This window comes from Paractinoplanes rhizophilus (genome assembly GCF_042664765.1).
Taxonomy (GTDB): domain Bacteria; phylum Actinomycetota; class Actinomycetes; order Mycobacteriales; family Micromonosporaceae; genus Actinoplanes; species Actinoplanes rhizophilus.
This window is the reverse complement of record NZ_JBHTBJ010000107.1, coordinates 1-1,454: the sequence shown is the minus strand read 5'-3', so window position 1 is coordinate 1,454 and position 1,454 is coordinate 1. Positions and strand designations below refer to the sequence as shown.

1 protein-coding gene is annotated in these 1,454 nt (G+C 67.9%); it reads right to left on the bottom strand.

The window, feature by feature from the left end; all coding sequences use genetic code 11:
- Nucleotides 1-36: 36 nt before the first annotated feature.
- Nucleotides 37-1,338 (bottom strand): IS256 family transposase, encoded by a 1,302-nt coding sequence (locus ACFQS1_RS40405; protein WP_378978360.1) that lies wholly within the window; start codon nt 1,336-1,338, stop codon nt 37-39.
- Nucleotides 1,339-1,454: the final 116 nt, after the last annotated feature.

Here is a 1,454-nt window from a genome sequence, read left to right as displayed (position 1 = left end):
GAGCAATAGTCAAGACTTGTGGATGAGAAATCTTGATCAGGCGGCTGCGGTCTCGGTGATGCGCTGCTCGGTGGCGGGGCGTTCGACGAGTTTGCCGCGTTCGAAGCGGGCGCCGGCACGGACCAGGGCGACCAGATGTGGCGCGTTGACTGCCCGCCACCGCTGTTGCGCGGCTTCGATCAGTTTGAACGCCATCGCGAGCCCGGCCGCCTTCGAGCCCGGCCCCTTGGTGACCTTGGTGCGGTGCCGGACGGTCGCGAAGGTCGACTCGATCGGGTTCGTTGTCCGCAGGTGCACCCAGTGCTCGGCCGGGAAGTCGTAGAACGCGAGGAGCTCGTCGAGGTCGTCGACGACCTTCGCGACCGCTTTGCCGAACTTGCCGCCGTAGGCCAGCTTGAACGCGGCGACCGCGCGGCGGGCGTGCTCGCGGTCCTCGGCGTTCCAGATCTCGGCGAGGGCCTTCTTCGCCCCGGGATGCGCTGATTTCGGCAGCGCACCAAGGACGTTGGCGATCTTGTGAAACCAGCAGCGCTGCTCCCGGGTCGTCGGGAACACCTCACGCAGCGCGTTCCAGAACCCGAGCGCTCCGTCCCCGGCGGCCAGGACCGGGGCGCGCATCCCGCGGCGTTTGCAGTCGCGTAGCAGGTCCGCCCATGATTCGGTGGACTCGCGGTAGCCCTCGGCGAGGGCGACCAGCTCTTTGCGGCCGTCGACCCGGACACCGACCATGACCAGCAGGCACAGTTTCGCCTCGTCCAGGCGCACGTTCAGGTGCACGCCGTCGGCCCACAGATAGACGTAGTCGGCGCCGGACAGGTCCCGGTCGCCGAAGGCGCGAGCCTCGTCCTGCCACTGCACGGTGAGCCGGGTGATCGTGGCTGCGGACAGCCCCGAGCTGGTGCCCAGGAACTGCTGCAACGCGGGCACGAAATCGCTGCTGGACAGGCCATGCAGGTAGAGCAGCGGCAGGACCTCGTTGATCTGCGGCGACTTGCGGCACCAGGCGGGCAGGATCGCCGAGGCGAACCGCTTGCGTTCACCGCTGACCTCGTCAACGCGTTTGTCGTTGACCCTCGGCGCCACCACCTCGACCGCACCGGCGCTGGTCAGCACCTGCCGCGGCATCGCATGACCATTACGCACGACCAGGCGGCGCCCCTTCTCGTCCAGCTCGCCGGCGTGCGCAGCGATGTACGCGGCGACCTCGGCCTCCAACGCGGCCGCGAGCATCCGGCGAGCGCCGTCACGCACGATCTCATCGATCAACGAGCCGCCGGACACAGCCCCCTCAGACACGGTCACTGGCGTCGGCTCATCCGGGTTGACTACGGTAAGCACGGGCGTACCCTCCCCAACCCGCGTTGGCGCGCGGGCTCTACTCGATTCCTATGGCTTGGAACTCGTCGGGAGGGTACGCCTCCCAACGCTCATCCACAGGTTTCGAGCATTGCTCC